16 protein-coding genes are annotated in these 20,006 nt (G+C 57.8%); 10 read left to right on the forward strand and 6 right to left on the reverse strand.

The genetic code is table 11. The annotated features are described in order from the left end of the window. Positions 1-113: 113 nt before the first annotated feature. The 5 genes from H598_RS0105760 to hcp all read right to left on the reverse strand — a co-directional run bounded on the left by H598_RS0105760 (position 114) and on the right by hcp (position 6,116). Entirely contained in the window at positions 114-686 is a 573-nt protein-coding gene (locus H598_RS0105760) for a LutC/YkgG family protein (protein WP_028112164.1), read from the reverse strand. Further along, the gene (locus H598_RS0105765) at positions 686-2,071 is read right to left on the reverse strand and encodes a lactate utilization protein B (protein WP_028112165.1); all 1,386 of its coding nucleotides are present in this window, start codon (positions 2,069-2,071) and stop codon (positions 686-688) included. The genes H598_RS0105760 and H598_RS0105765 overlap by 1 nt, the downstream gene beginning before the upstream one ends. Positions 2,072-2,083: 12 nt before the next feature. Then, positions 2,084-2,827 (reverse strand): (Fe-S)-binding protein, encoded by a 744-nt coding sequence (locus H598_RS0105770; RefSeq protein WP_028112166.1) that lies wholly within the window; start codon positions 2,825-2,827, stop codon positions 2,084-2,086. Between the two features lie 503 nt (positions 2,828-3,330). Further along, positions 3,331-4,311, reverse strand: coding sequence for an FAD-binding oxidoreductase (locus H598_RS0105775; RefSeq protein WP_028112167.1), 981 nt, complete (start codon positions 4,309-4,311; stop codon positions 3,331-3,333). Between the two features lie 143 nt (positions 4,312-4,454). Then, the gene (gene hcp, locus H598_RS0105780) at positions 4,455-6,116 is read right to left on the reverse strand and encodes a hydroxylamine reductase (protein ID WP_028112168.1); all 1,662 of its coding nucleotides are present in this window, start codon (positions 6,114-6,116) and stop codon (positions 4,455-4,457) included. Positions 6,117-7,619: 1,503 nt separating this feature from the next. On the opposite strand from hcp, the gene H598_RS0105785 reads away from it, so the two are divergent. From H598_RS0105785 to H598_RS0105830, 10 genes are all read left to right on the forward strand, one after another. Further along, a complete protein-coding gene (locus H598_RS0105785) occupies positions 7,620-8,759 on the forward strand; it encodes a hydrogenase small subunit (protein ID WP_028112169.1) in 1,140 nt (379 codons plus the stop codon). Continuing rightward, positions 8,759-10,462, forward strand: a complete 1,704-nt coding sequence (locus H598_RS0105790) for a nickel-dependent hydrogenase large subunit (protein WP_028112170.1) — start codon at positions 8,759-8,761, stop codon at positions 10,460-10,462. The genes H598_RS0105785 and H598_RS0105790 overlap by 1 nt, the downstream gene beginning before the upstream one ends. Positions 10,463-10,472: 10 nt before the next feature. Continuing rightward, on the forward strand, positions 10,473-11,144 hold the full coding sequence (gene cybH, locus H598_RS0105795; protein ID WP_028112171.1) for a Ni/Fe-hydrogenase, b-type cytochrome subunit: 672 nt from the start codon (positions 10,473-10,475) through the stop codon (positions 11,142-11,144). A gap of 3 nt (positions 11,145-11,147) precedes the next feature. Continuing rightward, entirely contained in the window at positions 11,148-11,702 is a 555-nt protein-coding gene (locus H598_RS0105800; protein ID WP_028112172.1) for a HyaD/HybD family hydrogenase maturation endopeptidase, read from the forward strand. Further along, positions 11,699-13,381 carry a Kae1-like domain-containing protein gene (locus H598_RS0105805; protein ID WP_028112173.1) on the forward strand — a complete coding sequence of 561 codons (1,683 nt, stop codon included), beginning with the start codon at positions 11,699-11,701 and terminating at the stop codon, positions 13,379-13,381. Before H598_RS0105800 ends, H598_RS0105805 begins: the two co-directional genes overlap by 4 nt. Next, entirely contained in the window at positions 13,378-15,663 is a 2,286-nt protein-coding gene (hypF, locus tag H598_RS23460; RefSeq protein WP_035415488.1) for a carbamoyltransferase HypF, read from the forward strand. Before H598_RS0105805 ends, hypF begins: the two co-directional genes overlap by 4 nt. Positions 15,664-15,893: 230 nt before the next feature. Continuing rightward, positions 15,894-16,136, forward strand: a complete 243-nt coding sequence (locus tag H598_RS0105815) for a HypC/HybG/HupF family hydrogenase formation chaperone (RefSeq protein WP_028112174.1) — start codon at positions 15,894-15,896, stop codon at positions 16,134-16,136. After that, positions 16,129-17,256, forward strand: a complete 1,128-nt coding sequence (gene hypD / locus H598_RS0105820; protein ID WP_028112175.1) for a hydrogenase formation protein HypD — start codon at positions 16,129-16,131, stop codon at positions 17,254-17,256. The genes H598_RS0105815 and hypD overlap by 8 nt, the downstream gene beginning before the upstream one ends. Beyond that, positions 17,253-18,257 carry a hydrogenase expression/formation protein HypE gene (gene hypE / locus H598_RS0105825; RefSeq protein WP_028112176.1) on the forward strand — a complete coding sequence of 335 codons (1,005 nt, stop codon included), beginning with the start codon at positions 17,253-17,255 and terminating at the stop codon, positions 18,255-18,257. Before hypD ends, hypE begins: the two co-directional genes overlap by 4 nt. A gap of 101 nt (positions 18,258-18,358) precedes the next feature. Next, positions 18,359-19,204 (forward strand): LysR family transcriptional regulator, encoded by an 846-nt coding sequence (locus H598_RS0105830; RefSeq protein ID WP_028112177.1) that lies wholly within the window; start codon positions 18,359-18,361, stop codon positions 19,202-19,204. Here the strand turns inward: H598_RS0105830 and H598_RS0105835 are convergent. Then, positions 19,164-19,934: a TSUP family transporter gene (locus H598_RS0105835; protein WP_028112178.1), complete on the reverse strand. Its 771-nt coding sequence runs from the start codon at positions 19,932-19,934 to the stop codon at positions 19,164-19,166. The genes H598_RS0105830 and H598_RS0105835 overlap by 41 nt on opposite strands. Positions 19,935-20,006 lie beyond the last annotated feature (72 nt).

The raw sequence follows: 20,006 nt of genomic DNA on the forward strand, positions 1-20,006 counted from the left end.
CAAAAAAGGCCCACCTAAAGTGGGCCAAGCGTGTGTGCTAACTACACGTGAAATCGTTGTACGAACAAATAGGCCCCGCTTTCGAGCAGGGCCTTTTTGTTACAGTCGGTCGATTAACCGATCATGTATACGGTCATGGAGCAGGCGCCGTGGGCACCAATCACCAGGGCCTGTTCGATGTCGGCGGTCTTGGACGGACCGGCAATGAACGCACCGTGCTGGCCGGATTCCAACTTAACCACTTTCACCGCTTCGTGCATGTTGGCAACAGTGGTATCGCGCTTCACCACGACCGCCAGGTTCTCGGTAATGTAAGGCAATACGCGGTGGCCACTGGCGGTTTCCCGTACAAACACCGCACCGTTTTCTGCAACGGCCAGTTCGGCATCGACGATAGCCAGGTCGACGTTGTGCAGATCGTGAGGCTTGGCATCCAGTTCACGGTTGCCAGTTAATCCCTCTACACGACTGATAACTTGTTGGTTATCTGCCATGGCTGCGTTCAGTTGCGCCTGAACCTCTTCCAGAGAGCTCACCTGAACCAGGGTGCCGCCGACCTTGGCCAGGTTGGCTTCGTACTGGCCGATCAGGTCGGTGTTATTTGGCTCAACGGTGATGGTTGGCATCGGTGCATCTGGCAGGCTGCAGCTGTCCAATGCGGCAAAAATTGCGTCACGGCTAGACATTATTTGTTCTCCCGGTTTTTGTTGAACCACGCTTCGAAAGAGCCGGTCTTTGGTGCTTTAGGCAGTTCGCGGTACTTAGTCCAGTCCATGCCAAATGGCTTCATCAGCGCATCCGGCAGGATACGCAGGGCAGTACGAGCACCGGCCATAGAGGTGTTCAACATGGTTTCGCTGGCCATGAAACGACCCACCCACGGCATGTAGCTGCCCTTACCGTAAGGCAATTCACCCTTCTCGGCGGTAATGCGACGCCATTTAAAGATGATCTTGTCCAGCGGTACCTTGGTCGGACACACCTGAGTACAGGAGCCACACAGGGAGCAGGCCCAGGCCAGGGAACGGGTTTCGTCGTCACCGGCGGCAACCGCGATACCGATAGGACCAGGAATCAGCGAGTTGTAGCTGAAGCCACTGGAACGGCGGTATACCGGGCAGGTGTTCAAACAGCCACCACAACGAATACACTTGTAGGCTTCCGCCAGCAACTCGTCCTGGAACAGCTTGGTTCGACCGTTATCCACCAGCACCACGTGCATCTCACCGCCCTGCTTAGGGCCTTTGTAGAAGGTGGTGTAGGAGGTGATCGGCTGACCGGTCGCGTTACGTGCCAGGGTGCGGGACAGCACGCTGGCCGCTTCCATGTTAGGCACGATCTTATCGATGCCCATACAGTGAATCTGCACGTTTGGCAGGTTCACACCCATGTCGGCGTTACCTTCGTTGGTAGCAACCGCAACCGCGCCTTCACTGGCAATCGCCATGTTGACACCGGTCAGGGCCGCGTCCGCTTGCAGGAATTTCTCACGCAAGTGAGCACGTGCCTGTTTGGTCAGGTAGGTCGGGCAGGAGGCGCCTTTCTCGGAACCGATCTTGCGGTGGAACAGCTCGCCCACCTCCTCTTTCTTGAGGTGGATGGCCGGCACTACGATGTGGCTTGGTGGCTGTTCATTCAGCTGAATGATGCGCTCACCCAAGTCGGTATCGATCACGTCGATGCCGCGCTCAATCAGGTACGGGTTCAGGTGACATTCTTCGGTCAGCATCGACTTGGATTTCACCAGGTTCTTAACGTTATGCTTGCTCAGAATGCCGTGCACAATCTCGTTGTGCTCTTTGCCATCTTTGGCCCAGTGAACCTGAATGCCGTTTTTCTTACAGTTGGCTTCAAACTCGGTCAGGTAGTGCTTCAGGTTAGACAGCGTGTGCAGTTTGTAATCGGAGCCCAACTGTTTCAGCTCTTCCCACTCTGGCAGGGATTCTGCTGCCAGGTCACGCTTGTGACGCAGGGTCCACAGCGCTTTGTCGTGCCAGTTTACCCGGTCTTCGTCTTTGTTGAACTTCGCTGCCGCACTGGCATGAGATTCAATTTCACCAATTAGTGCCATGAGAGTATCTCCTTACAGTGCCTGATTCAGCAGTTCAGCGATGTGCAGGGTTTCAATGCTGTGACCTTCGCGACGAATCACGCCGTCCAGGTGCAGCAAACAGGAAGGATCGAAGCCCACGGCGTATTTGGCGCCGGTGTCGGCGTGTGCCTTGGCCTTGTCTTTGCCCATCTTGCCGGACACAGAGCCTTCATCCAGGGCGAAGGTACCGCCGAAGCCACAACATTCGTCTTTGCGTTCTGGGTAGACGATGTCGATACCTTCGATGCGGGACAGCAGCGCTTCCACCTTGTTGTAGCCTTCACCTTTGATCTCTGACGGGGTCGCCAGATCCAGCATGCGAATGCCGTGACAGGACATCTGCAGGCTGATCTTGTGGTTGAACGGCTTGTTGAAACGCTCCAGGCCATGGATGTCGTGCAGAAACTCGGTCAGCTCTTTCAGCTTGCCGATCACAGCGGTGGCTTCCGGGCTGCAGTCAAACTCGTGGAAGTTCTCTTTGGCCGCAATCATGCAGGAAGCCGCAGGGCAAACGATGTAGTCGCAGTCAATGCCCTTAAAGGCATTCAGCAGCTTCAGCGTGGTTTTTTTAGCATCATCGAAACAACCCGAGTTAGTCATGGGCTGACCGCAGCAGGTCTGCCCTTTCGGCAGAATGACCTGATGCCCCAGCTTCTCGAGAAGCTCTACCGTGGCGATACCCACATTTGGTGTCATGTGGTTCACCAGGCAAGGGATGAACAAGGCGATTTTCATTATATTCTCCGCTGTGTTTGTGTCGGCAGTTTCGGCGGAGTCTATAGAGGGCACTCACCCCAGACTGTGATTCAGGTATCACTTATCGGCGGGCTGAATTTGGTTACTAACTTGTAAAATGCAGTTACCAGAAAGCAAACAATGCATAAAAAGCAACATTTAAAGATCATTAAAACACAATGCATTTAACAAATGCGCTACCTGCTGGGAATTGGTATTACCAAGATCCAGCCCAAATCAACCTAACAACAACCACCCGTTAACAATTGAGCAACAGCAAATCGAGCATTTTTCGGCCAAGCGTGCGATCTGGATCACACAATAATAGCAGATTGGTGACTGGTTTTATCGAACCCGATTTTCCACCGGTTTTGCAGGGGGACATTTTGACTCACCTGTGACCACGATCACCGCCGCGCGGGCGTAACCGGCCGTTGGCGATGGGACAAAATGCACAAAAAAAGCCTCCCGAAGGAGGCTTTTCATTCGCCGGTTACCCAGGCTCAGGGCAGCGTCACCGCCATGTCGCCGGTGGCCTTTGAGGCACACGCCAGGAAAAACCCTTGCTCCAGCTCTTCCGCCGTCAGGGTGCTCACCGAGCTGCGCTCCAGCTTATCCCCCTCGCCCTGGCATTTACAGCTGCCACAGACACCGGATCGACAAGCGGCGAAAATCGGTAACCCTTCCTTCTCCAGCGCCTCCAGAATGCTCTGATCGGCGTCAATGGCCACCTGTTTGTCTCCGACAGTCAGAGTATGGCCTTCACCACCAACGGCCTCAGAATCGCTCTGGGGCGCAGCAAAGGCCTCCTGGAACACCTGTTCCGGATCGACGCCCAGGCTGTTAAACCAGCCATGGGCAGCTTCCATGTAGCCCTGGGGGCCACACATCAGCACGCGACGCTCACGGATGTCGGTTGCCAGGGACAGCAACATGCGTGCGTCCAGCATGCCCTGAGACTGACCCTGCTCGGCGTCTTGTGACACCACCCAGCGCAGCTTTAAGTTAGGGTAGTCGTCCGCCAGATGCTCCAGCTCTTTGACAAAGATGCGGTCCTGCGGGGTGCGAGCACTGTGAATGAACACAATGTCAGCCTGCGGATCCGCCAGCAAACGGGCGCGCAACATGGAGTACACCGGGGTGATGCCACAGCCGGCACTGAGCATCAGCAACTTACCGGACTCGGCATGCTGATAATGAAACTCACCTGCCGCCGGCATCACTGAGAACTTGTCGCCCACTTTGGTGTTGTCGGCCAGGAAGTTGGACACCAGACCGTTATCAACCCGTTTAATGGTCAGGGCGTAATGAGCATCTCCGGGAATCGACGCCAGACTGTAACAACGGCTGTGCGACGCACCGTCCACCTCCACCTGCAATGGCAGAAACTGGCCGGGAATAAACTCGATGGGTTGACTGGCGGTAAACAGGTAGGTGTTAACGTCACGGGTTTCCGCTCGAATTTCGGTGCAGGTCAGCTGCATCAGTGATACTCCTTAGAATTGCTATCCCACCCAACGCAAAAACGGCCCAGACCCTCGGTTGTACCCACACAATCCCGATGGCAGAGCCGCTGACGCGCGTTGAACTTCGAGGGGGCCAAAGCCCCCTGAATGGTTGCGCTTGCTTAGCCCAGAATGTCGGCCATGTCCTGCTCGACCGTGGTGGTCAGGCGCAGGCCAGTGGCTTCGTGCAGATGGTTGATCAGGTTTTCGGTCAGGAAGGCCGGAACCGTCGGACCGACGCGAATGTCTTTGATACCCAGCGCCAGCAGCGTCAACAGAATGGCAATGGCTTTCTGTTCAAACCAGGACAGAATCAGCGACAGAGGCAGTTCGTTCACCCCGCACTCAAAGGTCTCGGCCAGGGCCAACGCCAACTGAATGGCGGAGTAGGCATCGTTACACTGACCCACATCCAGCAGACGAGGGATGCCGTTGATGTCACCAAACTCCAGATCGTTGAACTTGAACTTACCGCAGGCCAGGGTCAACAGCAGAGTATCGTCTGGCGCAGACTTGGCAAACTCGGTGAAGTAGTTACGCTCCTGCTTGTCGCCGTCACAGCCACCGACCAGGAAGAAGTGACGAATGTTGCCAGCCTTCACCTGTTCAATCACCGCCGGGGCCGCCGCCATCAGGGCATTGCGGGCAAAACCGGTCATGGTGTAATGAGGAATCTCGTCGTACTTGAAGCCTTCACACGCCAGCGCCTTCTCGATAACGGCGCTGTAGTCGTCACCGGTGTGGTGTACCACACCCGGCCAGCCTACGATGTTACGGGTAAACAGGCGGTCGGCGTAGGAACCCGGGTTTGGATCGATCAGACAGTTGGAGGTCATCACGATGGCACCAGGGAAGTTGGCAAACTCTTTCTGCTGGTTCTGCCAGGCGCTGCCGTAGTTACCCACCAGGTGCGGGTACTTGCCACCCAGCTCTGGGTAAGCCATGGCCGGCAGCATCTCACCGTGGGTGTAGACGTTGATGCCTTTGTCCTTGGTCTGCTCCAGAATGTGTTGCAGATCGATGAGATCGTGACCGGAAACCAGGATTGCCTTACCGGCCACTGGCTTCATGTTCACCTTGGTTGGCACCGGATGACCAAAGGCCTCGGTCTCACCGGCGTCCAGCATCTCCATCACTTTATAGTTCAGGTGGCCACAGGCCATGGCCAGCTCCAGCAACTCGTTCAGATCGCTTGGATCTTCACCCAGGCGGGCCATGATGCGGTGGAACTCACCGTACACGTCATCATCCTGTTTGCCGAGGATGCGGGCGTGCTCCATGTAGGCTGCAACCCCTTTCAGGCCATACAGCACCAGCAGGCGCAGACCGACGATGTCTTCACCAACATCGTTGAGGCCACGGTTCACCGCGGTGGCCGGAGCCTGGCTGATCATCGCCGCTTTCTCGGCGGTGATCTCGAATTGCGCCGCACCGGCCAGCTGTTTTGGCTCCACACCCTGAACGGTGCAGGCCGCCAGGTAGGCGTCTTTAAGGCGGGTCTTGGTGGCCACCGCTTCGGCGGTGTAGGCCACCAGACGTTCGGCGTCGAAGTTCACGTTGGTCAGGGTGGAGAAGAACGCCTGCGGCAGGTAAGCATCAGCGGCGGCATCGACAACCCCCAGCTCACGACCGGCGTGAGCGTAGGCACTTACGCCTTGCAGCATGTACACCAGTACATCCTGAAGGTCTGAAATTTCTGAAGTTTTACCACACATGCCCATGGCATACTGACAACCATTCCCTACTGGGGTCTGCATGGTTTGCTCACACTGAATACAAAACACGGCGCGCTCCTTTAAAAGGTGTATATATTATGTATGTTTTAGTGAGCACAGCTTAAAATAACCCCGCCCCCCAATAAAGGCATTTTGGATGCAAGTTTACAAAGCCTTGATTAGGATCAAGTTTTCGCCGGCCAAGAGTTATTCGAATTAAGCTAATGTTAAAGCGAATCTAACTTTACCCGGGCTTTTTTTATCTTCCGCAAATCCCTTTCCCGAACTGTTGGCACCGCATCGTCGGCACCCGTCGCCGGTTTCCTTCGACAGCGGTTGCTGCTTTGAGGGTGGACCCAAAGAGCAGGACAAATGAATATGTCGCCTGCTGTTGCTGGCGCCGCTGTCAGACTGCTCAGCCTGGAAACTGGCTGGCAACGGCGGCATGACGTCAACCTGAGGTTGCCGTCGAGAGGCTGGCCTCTGAGGACGGTTGTTGCCAACCAAGGTGATAACCTCAATGCCGAAGACACCGCCCTACTGAGGTGCCATGGCCCTACCTCTTCAACGAAACCCAACCGGCGGCCTTAGATAAGCTGATGCTCAACAGCCCTAAACCTCTGGCTGCCCTCCTTATACTGGCAGTCCCTCCTTATATAGCAGCAACAGCCTGCCAGCGACGGCCGTCACTTCTTTATATAGCGGCAACAACCTGTCGGCGACGGCAGTCACTCCTTATATAGAAGAGGTACCTGTCGGCGACGGCATCGACTCATCCGTGCCGCCTCAGCAACGACCACTCTCTGTTCTGGGGGCCTGAGCAGCCATGAGGGGGTACCACCGTACACTTCCATACAGCCCTGAGCACCGAAAACACGATTGCAGCACGGCGATCCCCCCTGAGTGTCAGAAGCGAACTGGCCCAACAAGAACGCTGGAACCTTTAGCCTTGAAGGGGCACCAAATTGAGCGCAGATTAAAAACTCATTTTGAACAGAAATTGGTCTGGGATCCCGATTCTGAACAAAAAACGATGCATTGAGGCGACGAGACAATGAGAAAAATTCTTATTTAGATCCCTGTCTTTGCCGCCGAAAAGTATTACGAATTAATAAATCTTAAGAACCCGGTAATATTATTTTCTCCAGCCAATTATTTATTTTAATTGGCTCTTTTTTGTTTCTTTTTAATAAACCGAAAAACGCGATCAAAAAAGATTGAGGAAAATCAAAATTGGACAAATATCCCCAAAAAGGAGCAAAAGTGACAACAGTCACAGACAAATTGTCGCACATATTGATCCGTGAAAGGGTCGATTTCAGAAGTAGAAATACACATTGAACGCGATTCTTACTAACAAAAAAATTTCACTCTCCGCCCCAAAAATTAGACAAAAAAGCCATTTCAGAGCAAGAAACAGAAAAAACCATGACCCAAGTCACGACAAGCCCAGTCATTCCGCCGGATAAATGAAGTTCTTGGCGCAACATTGATCTCGGTCATTATGTCCTATTCCGAATCCCATACACTTTGCTGGCAATCTCGTTGTACCCAATGCAAGGATTAAAAAATATGGGACAGTACGATGCTTTATTTTCGCGGGGAAAAAAGCGACTAACCGAGTTAAAGAATATTGACGCGGTCAAGTCCACTCCGCTGATGAAACGCTTAGAAAGCCAAGGCATCTCCCGTCGGGAGTTCATGACTTGGTCCGCTCAGGTTACCGCCATGCTGTCGCTGCCACTCTCCTTTAGCCCTCTGGTGGCTGAAGCGGCAGAGATCGCAGACCGTGTGCCTCTCATCTGGCTGCACCTGGCCGAATGTACCGGCTGCTCCGAATCCCTGATTCGCGCCGATACCCCTACCATTGACAGTGTCATCTTCGACCACATCTCAGTTGAGTATCACGAAACTCTGATGGCGGCTGCCGGCTGGCAGGCGGAAGAGAACCTGGAGCACGCACTGGAAGCCTATAAAGGCGGCTACGTGCTGGCAGTAGAGGGTGCGGTACCGACCGCCAACGACGGCCACTACCTGACTGTGGGCTGTAAAGGCCACACCGGCATGGAGATCGTTCACCATGCTGCAGAAGGTGCGGCGGCCATCGTTTCCGTTGGTACCTGTGCCGCCTTCGGTGGTGTTCAGGCGGCAGCGCCGAACCCAACCGAAGCCAAGGGTGTCGACCAGGTGGTTCACAAGCCTGTCGTTAACCTGGGTGGCTGTCCTCCAAGCGAAAAGAACATTGTCGGTACCCTGATGTACTTCGTCATGTTCGGTAAGCTGCCACCACTGGACATGTACGGCCGTCCTAAGTGGGCCTACGGTGCTCGCGTTCACGATAACTGCGAACGTCGCGGTCGTTTCGACGCCGGTGAATTCGTAGAGACCTTCGGTGACGAAGGCGCCAAGCAGGGTTACTGCCTGTACAAGGTGGGTTGTAAAGGTCCATACACCTACAACAACTGCCCTACCGAGCGCTTTAACCACCACACCAGCTGGCCGGTTCTGGCAGGTCACGGCTGCATCGGCTGTTCCGAGCCAAACTTCTGGGACGCCATGGCCGATTTCGAAAAACCCCTTGGTCGTCGCGACATCCATAGCCTGGATATGACCGCCGACTACATCGGTACCGCCATCCTGGGTGTTGCCGCTGTCGGTGTCGGTGCCCACGCCGTTGCTGGCGTGTTCGCTAAAGACGTGGAGGAGAAGTGATGAGCAAACGTGTTGTAGTCGATCCAATCACCCGTATTGAAGGTCACCTTCGTGTCGAGGTTGAGGTCGATGAGAATAATGTCATCACCAACGCCTGGTCTGGCTCCACCCTGTGGCGCGGCATCGAAACCATCCTGAAGGGCCGTAGCCCAATGGATGCCGGTCTGCTGGTTCAGCGTATCTGTGGTGTCTGTACCTACTCCCACTACCGCTGCTCCATCGAAGCCGTGGAAGACGCCCTGGACCTGAAAATTCCGGAAAACGCCAAGCTGCTGCGCAGCCTGATGCAGTCTTCCCTGTACATGCATGACCACGTGGTGCACTTCTACCACCTGCACGCGCTGGACTGGGTAGACATCGTCTCCGCGCTGAGCGCCGATCCTGCCAAGGCAGCCAAAGTGGCCATGCAGTACAGCGACAAGCCTATCAACGCCGGTGAAGGTGACCTGCGTGCCGTTCAGGAGCGGGTTCAGGGACTGGTTAACACCGGTAAACTGGGTCCATTCGCCAACGCCTACTGGGGCAACGGCACCTACAAGTTCACCCCTGAGCAGAACCTGATTGCGGTTTCTCACTACCTGAAGGCACTGGAAGTTCAGCGTGTTGCCGCTGAAATGCTGGCCATCTTCGGTGGTAAGCAGCCTCACCCTCAGTCTCTGGTTGTGGGCGGCGTGACCTCCGTACGCGACATGCTGAGCCCAGCCCGTCTGCAGGAATGGAAAGACAAGCACGCCATGGTGACCGACTTCATCAACCGTGCTTACCTGCCTGACGTGGTCATGGCGGCCGACGCCTATAAGGGCGAAGCCTCCGTACTGGGTGGCGTTGGCGTGAAGAACTTCATGGCGTCCAAGGACTTCTACCTGGGCAACGGCGAGTTCCTGTTCGACGAAGGCGTGATCATGAACGGTGATCTGGCTAACGTACAGCCGGTTGACCTGACCCTGATCGAAGAAGACGTGACCCACTCCTGGTACCAGGACGGTGCGGCCCGTCATCCATACGACGGTGTTACCGAGCCGAACTACACCGGCCTGATTGACCGTGAAACCGTGTACGGCACCCTGCCGACCTTCGACAACGACGGCAAGTACTCCTGGGTGAAATCCCCACGTTACGCCGGCGAGCCAATCGAAGTGGGCCCACTGTCCTGTCTGTTGGTGAGCTACGCCAAGGGCAACGAGCAGGTGGTCAATGCCGTCAACGGTCTGCTGAAGGCCACCGGGCTGCCAATCGAAGCGCTGTTTACCACTCTGGGCCGTACCGCTGCCCGTCTGGTACAGACCATGCTTGTGGCTGAAAACAGCCTCAAGACCTTCGATGCCCTGGTTAGCAACATTGTGGTAGACCAGTCTACTTACATTGAACCTAACATCGATCCAGACAAAGAGTACAAGGGTGTGGGCGTTATCGAAGCGCCGCGCGGCCTGCTCAGCCACTGGATTCGCATCAAGGGTGGCAAGATCGAGAACTACCAGGCTGTGGTACCTACCACCTGGAACTCCGGTCCTGTTGACGCCAACGGCAAAGTCGGTCCATTTGAGCAGTCATTGGTTGGCATGAAGCTGGAAGATCCTACCAAGCCATTGGAGATCATCCGCGTCATCCACTCCTTCGACCCCTGTATGGCCTGTGCCGTACACGTGATGGATTACAAAGGCCAGGATTTGGGGCAGTTCCAAGTAGCACCAAACGCCGGCTAAAGGAGGAGCTATGTCTAACAAGGTTCCACACTCAAGGGATTACATCTTCAGTCCAGTGATTCGTATCTGTCACTGGCTGAGGGCGCTGTCCATCGTGTTGCTGGTGATTTCCGGATTCTACATCTCCTGGCCGTTCCTGGTTCAGTACGGTGGTCCGGACAATCTGATGCAGGGCTGGGTGCGCTTCGGCCACCTGATCGCCGGCTTCCTGCTGGTGGCCATCACCCTGGGCCGCGCCTATCTGTATTTCTTCAGTCGAAGCGATATTGAACGGCGCTCCTTCCGTGATGTGATCAGTCCCAAAGCCTGGATTGAGAACCTGAAAGCCTATGGTTACATGGGCAACATGCACAAATCCGGCGTGTACGGACCGCTGCAATACATGACCTACCTGGCGCTAACCCTGGTAATCGTGGTGATGTGTGTAACGGGTCTGATTCTGCATGCCCATGTGTATCACGAAGGACTCGGCGGTGCCTTTATGCCCGTGGCCGAAGCCCTGATACCGATGTTCGGTACTCTGGCCTTTGTCCGTGAGCTGCACCACTTCCTGACCTGGGTGTTCGTTATATTCATGCTGGTGCATGTGTATATGGCCGTATTCAGCGGTATCCGCTTCAAGCACAACTCTGTGGATTCCATTGTCTCCGGTTACGATTACCACCCCATGAAGGACAAGTAATTCATGCCACAAAAGATCCTCTTACTGGGGATTGGCAATGTACTGTACGCCGATGAAGGCATCGGCGTACATTTTGCCAACTACATCCAGCACTGCTACACCTTTGAGGGGCAAGCTCAGCTCGAATTTATGGACGGCGGCACTCTGGCCAACGCCCTGATTCCTCTGATTGCCCCTTATGACCATCTGATTGTGGTCGATACCATCAACGCCGCCAGCGCCAACTACGGCGACGTGTTTTTCTTTGATTTCGACCAGGCCCCCGCCGAGGTGGACTGGCAAGGCAGCGCCCACGAAGTGGAGATGCTGCAAACCCTGAATATGATGGACATGGTCGGCGATCGCCCCAAGACCCATGTCCTGGGCGTGGTACCTACGGTGCTTGAGTCCATGAGCTTCGAGCTCACGCCTCAGGTCCAGGGTGCCGTTGCCACCATGGAAAAAGCGTTACTCGCTCACTTGCAACAGCTGGGCATTACCGCCACCAAAGTCCGCGACGCGGACATTCAGGAGCTGGCATACCAGTCCTGTGAAACCCAAGGGGAACCGCAGCCATGAAGCTGAAATTTAACTTCCATTGTGATCGACCCGTCCCCTACTACGCCCATCGCTGTAATCAACTGCTCTCCCATCCCCAGGTCCTCGCCACCGGCCTAGAAGACAATGTCTACTTCTTTGAAGCCGAAGGGGATCAGGCCCAGTTGTCCGCCTTGGCAGAGCAAGTTGGCCAGGAGTGGGCCATGTCCTGCTGGCTGACCCACAGCGATCTGCACGCCGTCGAGACCCTCTCCGGCCACCAGCATGCCCTGGCCCATGGCCCGGTAAGCAACCCCTATTGCAGTCATTGCCGTGACCACCAGGATGCCTGTCCGCAATGCGGCAGCGCCGCCGTTCCGGCCATCGACGATGCCACCCTGAGCCTGGCCGTCGACGCCCTGCAGCAGGACGGACAATGCACCCTGGAAACCGGCAACGGCCTGCGTCGCTTCTCTCTGCTGAGCCAAGCGCCGGCCGCAATCAACCAGCTGCTGTTCTGTCAGCCCCAGGCCCTTAACGAAGCGCTGCACGTCTCCAACCAGGGCGTGAAACTGCTCAGCAGCCTGGAAAAACCGATGCTGCAGCTGTTGCCTAAAACCGCCTTTGCCGAGGCCAACCAGTTGGCCTCCAAGCTGCACCTGTGTCACCTGGCCGACGACCGGATAACCCTGATGTTGGGCCAGCGACTGGCACAACTGGGCATCGACGTGGTCGCGGTAGAACCGCTGGATCATCAGCCGCGACTGGTGCTGACCTTCATCGAAGACAAGCCGGTCGCCCTGAGCCACCGCCAGCTGCCCAGCCTGCCCCTGGATGGCAGCGAGCCCCTGTGGGACGACGCCGCCATTGCCGGTTTCGCCAGTCAGGTGAACGATCAGCGTCTGTCGGTCAGCACCGGCGCCAATGTCTCGAGCATCAACGACCGTTGGGCCGCCGCCTGTGCCCTGCACAGTGCCCAGTTGCAGGCACCGAAGGAACACACCATCGCGGTGCTGTACCTGAGCCGCAACCGCCCCTCCGGCCTGCTGTATCAGGATGACAACGGCGACTACCAGTGGCTGGTGAAGCTGGCTGAACAGAGCATCGCTCCGGCGCAGATTCTGGACACCATCGCCCAGTGCCCGGACTCCGGTGACAAACTGGTGACTCGCTTTAAGGAGCGCTACCCAGAGCACGCTCAGGCCCTGGCCAAGCTGTCGGCACAACCGGCTTCCGGTAACCTGTCGCAGTTGTACGCCCAGGCGGCATGGCTGCTGAATCTGGCCGACGCCAATGACAGTGCCGACGTGGCAGCGCAGAAGTTTACCGCCCTGGCCCTAGGCCACGACGGCAAGAACAGCCCGCGCATCGACTTCAAACTGCAACGCCAGGACGAAGTGCTGACCCTGCAGAGTCAAAAAGCGCTGCAGGCCTGCCTCAGCTACCGCATGGCCGATGAAAACAGCGCCCAGGGCGTCTGCTATGGCCTGGTCGACTCCTTTGCCGACTTTGTCGCCAACTGGGTGGAACAACTGGACGCCGACATCGGCATCGACCAGCTGGCACTGGCGGGAGACGAGTTCGAGTCGCCGGTATTGCTGGATCGCATCTACCGCCGTCTGGGCAACAACTTCAACCTGCTGTTGCCGCAACAGGCAGACTTTGATGGCTCCAACCTGGCATTGGGCGGAGTGTTCCTCAAACGCAGGAATCGTGCATGAGTCTGATCCGTCGCCACTATCAGATCCTGGGGACGGTGCAAGGGGTCGGTTTCCGGCCCTTTGTGTACCGCCATGCCACCGACAACGATCTGACCGGCAGCGTGCTCAACGACGCCAACGGCGTCAGCATCGAGGTTCAGGGCACCGAGGCCCAACTGGCGCCGTTTGACCATGCCATGCACCATCAACTGCCGCCACTGGCCCGGGTCGATCACCTGCAGGTGACGCCCCAGCCAACGGTTGACGGCGAGTCGGCGTTCATCATCCTTGAAAGCAGCGGCAAAGCCGACGCCCAGGTGGCGCTGGCCACCGACAAGGCCAGCTGCCCCGACTGTCTGGCCGACATCGCCGACCCCGGTAGCCGCTACTACCGTTACCCGTTTACCAACTGCACCAACTGCGGCCCCCGCTACACCATCATTCGCGATCTGCCCTACGATCGCCCCAATACCGCCATGGCCGGCTTCAAGATGTGCCCGGCCTGCGCCAAAGAGTACCAAGACCCTCTTAACCGTCGTTATCACGCCCAGCCAGTCAGCTGCCCCCATTGCGGGCCACAACTGAGCTGGCGTCGACCGGACGGTCAGCTTGAAGCGGTGGAATCGCCGCTGCAGCACAGCGCCCGCCAATTGCTGGACGGCCAGATCATCGCCATCAAAGGCCTCGGCGGCTATCACCTGATGTGTGACGCCACCAACGCCGAGGCCGTCGACACCCTGAGACGACGTAAACAGCGGCCCGCCAAGCCGCTGGCGGTGATGGTTAAAGATCGCGCCAGCGCCGAGAGGCTGGTGCAGGGTGATGCCGCCGAATGGGAGACCCTGTGTTCCCTCGAACGCCCCATCACCCTGATGCGTACCACCGGCAGTACCGAACTGGCCGACGGCGTGGCCCCGGGCATCGATCGGCTGGGGCTGTTTCTGCCCTACACCCCGATTCACCAGTTACTGCTGGAGCAGTTGGACCGGCCATTGGTGGCCACCAGCGCCAACCTGTCCGGCGAACCGGTGATCACCGAACTCAGCCAACTGGTGGACAAACTGGGCCATGTGGTTGACGGCATCCTCGATCACGACCGTCCGATCCTCAACCCCTGCGACGACTCGGTGGTTCAGGTGGTTCAGGGCCGACGCCAATGGTGGCGGCTGGCTCGGGGCATCGCCCCTCAGACCGAACGCCTGCCCGAGGCCTGCGATCGCACCATTTTGGCAGTGGGTGCCCAGCAGAAAAATCGACTGGCACTGGCCTTTGGTCAGCGCAGCATCGTCAGCCCCCACATCGGCGATCTGGACAACCTGGCCACCGAAGGTTACTTCGAGCATACCCTGGCACAACTGCAGCGCATCTACGGCTTACACATCGACCAGTTGGTCGGTGACCTGCACCAGGGCTACGGCAGCAGTCAGTGGGCCAGCCACTACGCCGAGCAGCACCGTTTGCCACAGCTGCAGGTGCAGCACCACTACGCCCACGTGCTGGCGGTGATGGCAGAGCATCAGCATCGCGGCCCGGTACTGGGCTTTGCCTTTGACGGCACCGGCCTGGGCGACGACGGTCAACTGTGGGGCGGGGAAGTGCTGCTGGCAGACACTCAAGGTTATCAGCGCCTGCACCACGTCAAACCGTTTCGCCTCATTGGCGGCGAACAGGCGATCAAACACCCGGCGCGGGTGGCCCTGTCACTGCTGTTCCAGCATGCAGACCTGGACCGCATCCAGGCCAGTGGTTGGCCGCAGCGGCTGGGCATCGATGCCGCCACCCTGAGTAATCTGCACCTGATGTGGTCCAAAGGGATTAACTCCCCTTACAGCAGTTCCATGGGGCGATTGTTTGATGCCATGGCCAGCTTCCTGCAGCTGTGTCAGCACACCGATTTCGACGGCCAGGCAGGCATGTTGCTCGAAGCCAGTGCCGAGCCGGTGGCCCAGGCCGATCTGAAGCTGCCGTTGTCGCTCAATGAGCAGGGGCAGATCGACACCGCCGGCCTGATCCAGTACCTGTTGCCCCGGGGCGATCAGGCCCTGGATACCGCCCACTGTGCCCGCGCCTTCATCGACGGCATCGCCGAGATGATGGTCGCTCTGATGGATCGTTACCCTCAGCACCCCATCGTGCTGTGCGGCGGCGTGATGCAGAACCGCTGTCTGCTGGAGAACTTACTGCAGCGCATGGGGTCTCACCATCAGCGGTTGATGTGGCCCGAACGCACTCCGGTCAACGACAGCGGCATCGCCCAGGGACAGCTATGGTACGCCCTCAACCACCCGGTTTCCGGGGAGTAGCTGGCGATGGAAACCGGACTGCAATGCTTACCGCTAGCCCGCCAGCACACCGCCAATTGGGGGGCGTATACGCCGGCGGCCTGCCGGCAACCGCCGGATTGTTATTGATCGGCACCTGATTCATACCAAATGTTGGCAGAAAAACCCCGGCGAACATGATGTACATCATGAAAGTCGCCGGTCTGTTGACGAATAATGTTCGAAATGTAAAAAAGGGACGTACTCAGACCATGTGTTTATCCATTCCCTCTCAGATTGTGCAGTTGCACCCTGAAGACACCACCGCCACCGTCGATACCATGGGCGTAACCCGCCGTGTCAGCACTCACTTGATCAGCGAAGAGCTGGCCGTGGGCGACTATGTGCTCATCCACGTTGGCTTTGCCATGAATAAAATCGACGCCGCCGCCGCTCAGGAAAGCCTGGATCTGTACAAGGAGATCGTCGAGAAGATGGAGGCCGAACATGTCTGAGCTGGTCCTGTCCGATCTGTATCAGGGCTTTCGGGATCCGGAAACCATTAAGGCGCTGCTGAAACGCATCGCCGAACTGGCGCCGCAACTGGACGAACCGCTGCGCATCATGGAGGTCTGTGGTGGCCATACCCACAGCATCATGAAGTACGGCATCCACCAGTCCCTGCCCGACAACATCGAATTTATCCACGGCCCCGGCTGCCCGGTGTGCGTGATGCCCAAAGAGCGCATCGACCAGGCCATCGCCCTGGCCAATCAGCCCAACGTCATCCTGACCACCCTGGGTGACATGATTCGAGTCCCGGGTTCCAACTCCAGCTTGGCCCAGGCTCGAGCCCAGGGCTGCGACGTTCGCGCCCTGTACGACCCCATGGACGCGGTGCGACTGGCTCAGGAGAACCCCGACAAGATTGTGGTGTTCTTTGCCATCGGCTTTGAAACCACCACGCCGATGACCGCGGTACTGGTGCAACAGATTGAACAGCACAACCTTCATAACCTGCTGCTGCACGTCAACCACGTGCTGGTACCACCGGCGGTGCACGCCGTCATGGCCGATGGCCAGGCGAAAGTGAACGCCTTCATTGGCCCGTCTCACGTCAGTGTCATCACCGGCGCCAAGGTGTACCAACCCATCGTCGACGCCTACCAGACCCCGGTGGTCGTCTCCGGCTTCGAACCGGTGGACGTATTGCAGAGCGTATTGATGCTGCTGGAGCAGATGCTGGCTGGCGAAGCCCGACTGGAGATCCAGTACGATCGTGCCGTGACCCTGGAGGGCAACCACCACGCCCAGGCATTGATCGAACAGTACCTGACCCTGCGACAGGATTTCCGCTGGCGCGGCCTGGGCAACATCCCCTACTCGGCCCTGGAGCTGGCACCGGCCTATCAGCACCTTAATGCCGAAAGTCATTTCGCCGACGTGCTGCCTACCGACGAGATCAACGATCACAAAGCCTGCCAGTGTGGCGACATCCTTAAAGGCCTGGCCAAACCCAGTGACTGCAAGGTGTTTGGCCGCGGCTGCACCCCGGAAACCCCCATGGGCAGCTGCATGGTCAGCTCAGAGGGCGCCTGCCACGCTCATTATAAGTACGCCGGAGTAATTCTATGACCCGCGACACCAAACGACGCATTCAGCTCAGCCACGGTGGTGGTGGCGTCGAAATGAACCAGTTGATTCGCAAACTGTTCTTTAAATACTTCAGCAATGAGATTCTGATTCGCGACGAAGACGCGGCCCGACTGGACATCAGCGGCCCTCTGGCGTTTACCACCGACAGCTTCACCGTCTCGCCACGCACCTTCAAGGGCGGCGATCTGGGTAAGATCGCCGTGGCGGGCACGGTCAACGACCTGGCCATGGCCGGTGCCATTCCTCAGTACCTGAGCTGTGGCTTCATCATCGAAGAGGGCCTGGCCTTCAGCGAGCTGGAACAGCTGGTGCAATCGATGGCCACCGAACTGGAAAAGAGCGGTGCCCGCATCGTCTGCGGCGACACCAAAGTTGTGCCCAAGGGCACCGCCGATGGCATCTTCATCAACACCTCCGGCGTTGGCCAGTGCATTGCCGCCCCGTCCTGGACCAAGCTGCAGCCCGGTGACTGCGTGCTGGTGTCCCGGGACGTCGGCCGCCACGGTGCCTGCATCCTCGCCAGCCGTGAAGGCCTGGCCCTGCAAGGCGATCTGGCCAGCGACTGTGCCACCCTGTGGCCCGATGTGAAACGACTGCTGGACGCCGGCATCGACATCAAGGCGATGCGCGACGCCACCCGCGGCGGCTTGTCGGCGGTGCTCAACGAGTGGGCCGCCAGCCGTGAACTGGGCATCGAGGTGCAACAGCAGCAGGTTCCCATCGCCCAGGAGGTTCAGGGGCTGTGTGAGCTGTTCGGCTTTGAGCCCATGGAGCTGGCCAACGAGGGCACCTTTGTACTGGCGGTGTCCGCCGACCAGGCCGAGCAGGCTCAGGCGCTGCTGCAACAAAGCCAGCCCACTGCCGCCATCATCGGCACCGTGGTCGATGCCCACGTCGGCAAAGTGGTACTGACCACCCCCTGGGGCAGCCAGCGCTACCTGGAGCTGCCCAAGGGCGAGCTGCTGCCGCGGATCTGCTGAGCAGACATCGATTCAACCGCAAGGGTGCTCCGGCACCCTTTTCTTTTGCCTGCGCCAACATGACTGTATAATTATTCCCAAATTTCACCATTGAGATTGCCATGCTGCTGGAGGGAATCGAGACCCTGCTGACCCTGTCTCAGGAACGAACCATGACGCGCACCGCCACCCGCCTGTATCTAACCCAAAGCGCGGTGAGCAAGCGCATCGCCAAGTTAGAACGTCTGGTTGGCAAAAAACTGGTGGAACCCGACGGCCGTCAGATTCGACTGACTGAGGCGGCTCAGGAATTGGTGGCCAGCATTGGCCCGAGTTACATCGAAATTCGAGGTTTGGTCTTCGATCAACAAACCCGGCCGGAGCGGTCCGCCATGGATGTCGCCTGCTCGGAAACCTTGCTGGCTGGATACCTCAAGCCCATCGCCGCTGAGTTGCTCAACCAAGACCCTCATATCCGCTTCTCCACCCACCATACGCCGATGATTCTCGAGAAAGTACAATCCGGAGAAGCGGTACTTGGCTATTGTGCGGGGCAACTGCCCGGTCAACATGGCCTAGTGACCCGTCATCTGTTCGATGAGCCTTTCGTGGTCATCAGTCATGCTCCGACAACCGGCTTACCCCCTTCAATGCTGGTTAACGACCTCTCCAACCCCGCCAACAGCATGCAAGTCGCCACGCTTCACCGCCTGGGCATTACTCCGATGATGCAGATGGACTCTTACACTGCTGCGGCCCAACTGGCCCTGGCGGGTGTCGGGCCAGCATTGGTGCCAATGGCAACCGTGCAGACCCTGGGTATCGCCCGCAAATACTGTTTTAACTTCGAGGAACTGAGGGCACTGACCCGGCCAGTCCACCTCTGTTATCGCCAACGCAGCGGCCGCTTGCCGAGGGTCGCCCGACTCATTGAAGCCATTGCCCGTGCTGTTCCCACAACAACTTAACGGCCATCAGCGCCGACACGCCGATGACCATGGGGCGCACCAGTTTTGCGCCGCGACACACCACCAGGCCAGCGCCCATGCGCGCTCCGATCAAGCCGCCGAGGGCCATTAACAAACCCAGTTGCCAGACAATCAGCCCGGCAGACAGAAACGACATCAAGGCCGCCAGGTTGGAAGCGAAATTAAACACCTTTGCATTGGCCGTGGCTCGAACCAGCCCGAAGCCAACGAGGGCAGAAAACCCCGCGGTATATAGAGCGCCAGCCCCCGGCCCAAAAAAACCATCGTAGAAGCCAACCATTACACCAACCACAGGCATCAACCACAGCCTGGGCTCTGCCCGCTCCTGGTTTGCCATCGTGCCACCTGGAGCCAGCAGAAAGTACACGCCCAACATCAGCAACAACCCGGGGATCACGCCCATCAACTGAGTCGCATCGACGCGAGTCACCACCGCGGCCCCCGCCCAGGCACCAACCGCGGTGCCAATGCCCGGTAATAGCACCGCTCGAGGGCTGATCAGCCGGCTTCGAACGAAATAGAGGGAGGCCGAACCACTGGCAAAACACCCCTGTAGTTTGTTGGTCGCCAGCGCCTGTACCGGCGGCACGCCGACCGCCAGCAGCGCCGGCACTGTTAACATTCCGCCTCCACCAGCAATGGCATCGACAAACCCCGCTATCATGGCGACCAGCGCCAGGCCCAGCATCAGCTCCAAAGACAGGTCCACACGTCACTCCAGCCCAATAAAAGGAAAGCTAAGATACCGCTGCCAACCCCATTGGATAAGTGAACTCTCGGA

The organism is Ferrimonas kyonanensis DSM 18153, assembly GCF_000425405.1.
Taxonomy (GTDB): Bacteria; Pseudomonadota; Gammaproteobacteria; order Enterobacterales; family Shewanellaceae; genus Ferrimonas; species Ferrimonas kyonanensis.

Excerpts from the sequence above, each read along its gene's own strand:
- H598_RS0105785 (WP_028112169.1), top strand. The coding sequence starts at position 7,620 with ATGGGACAGTACGATGCTTTATTTTCGCGGGGAAAAAAGCGACTAACC.
- H598_RS0105760 (WP_028112164.1), bottom strand. The coding sequence starts at position 686 with ATGTCTAGCCGTGACGCAATTTTTGCCGCATTGGACAGCTGCAGCCTG.
- H598_RS0105790 (WP_028112170.1), top strand. The coding sequence starts at position 8,759 with ATGAGCAAACGTGTTGTAGTCGATCCAATCACCCGTATTGAAGGTCAC.
- H598_RS0105800 (WP_028112172.1), top strand. The coding sequence starts at position 11,148 with ATGCCACAAAAGATCCTCTTACTGGGGATTGGCAATGTACTGTACGCC.
- H598_RS0105775 (WP_028112167.1), bottom strand. The coding sequence starts at position 4,311 with ATGCAGCTGACCTGCACCGAAATTCGAGCGGAAACCCGTGACGTTAAC.
- H598_RS0105770 (WP_028112166.1), bottom strand. The coding sequence starts at position 2,827 with ATGAAAATCGCCTTGTTCATCCCTTGCCTGGTGAACCACATGACACCA.
- H598_RS0105815 (WP_028112174.1), top strand. The coding sequence starts at position 15,894 with ATGTGTTTATCCATTCCCTCTCAGATTGTGCAGTTGCACCCTGAAGAC.
- hypE (WP_028112176.1), top strand. The coding sequence starts at position 17,253 with ATGACCCGCGACACCAAACGACGCATTCAGCTCAGCCACGGTGGTGGT.
- H598_RS0105765 (WP_028112165.1), bottom strand. The coding sequence starts at position 2,071 with ATGGCACTAATTGGTGAAATTGAATCTCATGCCAGTGCGGCAGCGAAG.
- H598_RS0105830 (WP_028112177.1), top strand. The coding sequence starts at position 18,359 with ATGCTGCTGGAGGGAATCGAGACCCTGCTGACCCTGTCTCAGGAACGA.
- hypF (WP_035415488.1), top strand. The coding sequence starts at position 13,378 with ATGAGTCTGATCCGTCGCCACTATCAGATCCTGGGGACGGTGCAAGGG.
- H598_RS0105805 (WP_028112173.1), top strand. The coding sequence starts at position 11,699 with ATGAAGCTGAAATTTAACTTCCATTGTGATCGACCCGTCCCCTACTAC.
- hypD (WP_028112175.1), top strand. The coding sequence starts at position 16,129 with ATGTCTGAGCTGGTCCTGTCCGATCTGTATCAGGGCTTTCGGGATCCG.
- cybH (WP_028112171.1), top strand. The coding sequence starts at position 10,473 with ATGTCTAACAAGGTTCCACACTCAAGGGATTACATCTTCAGTCCAGTG.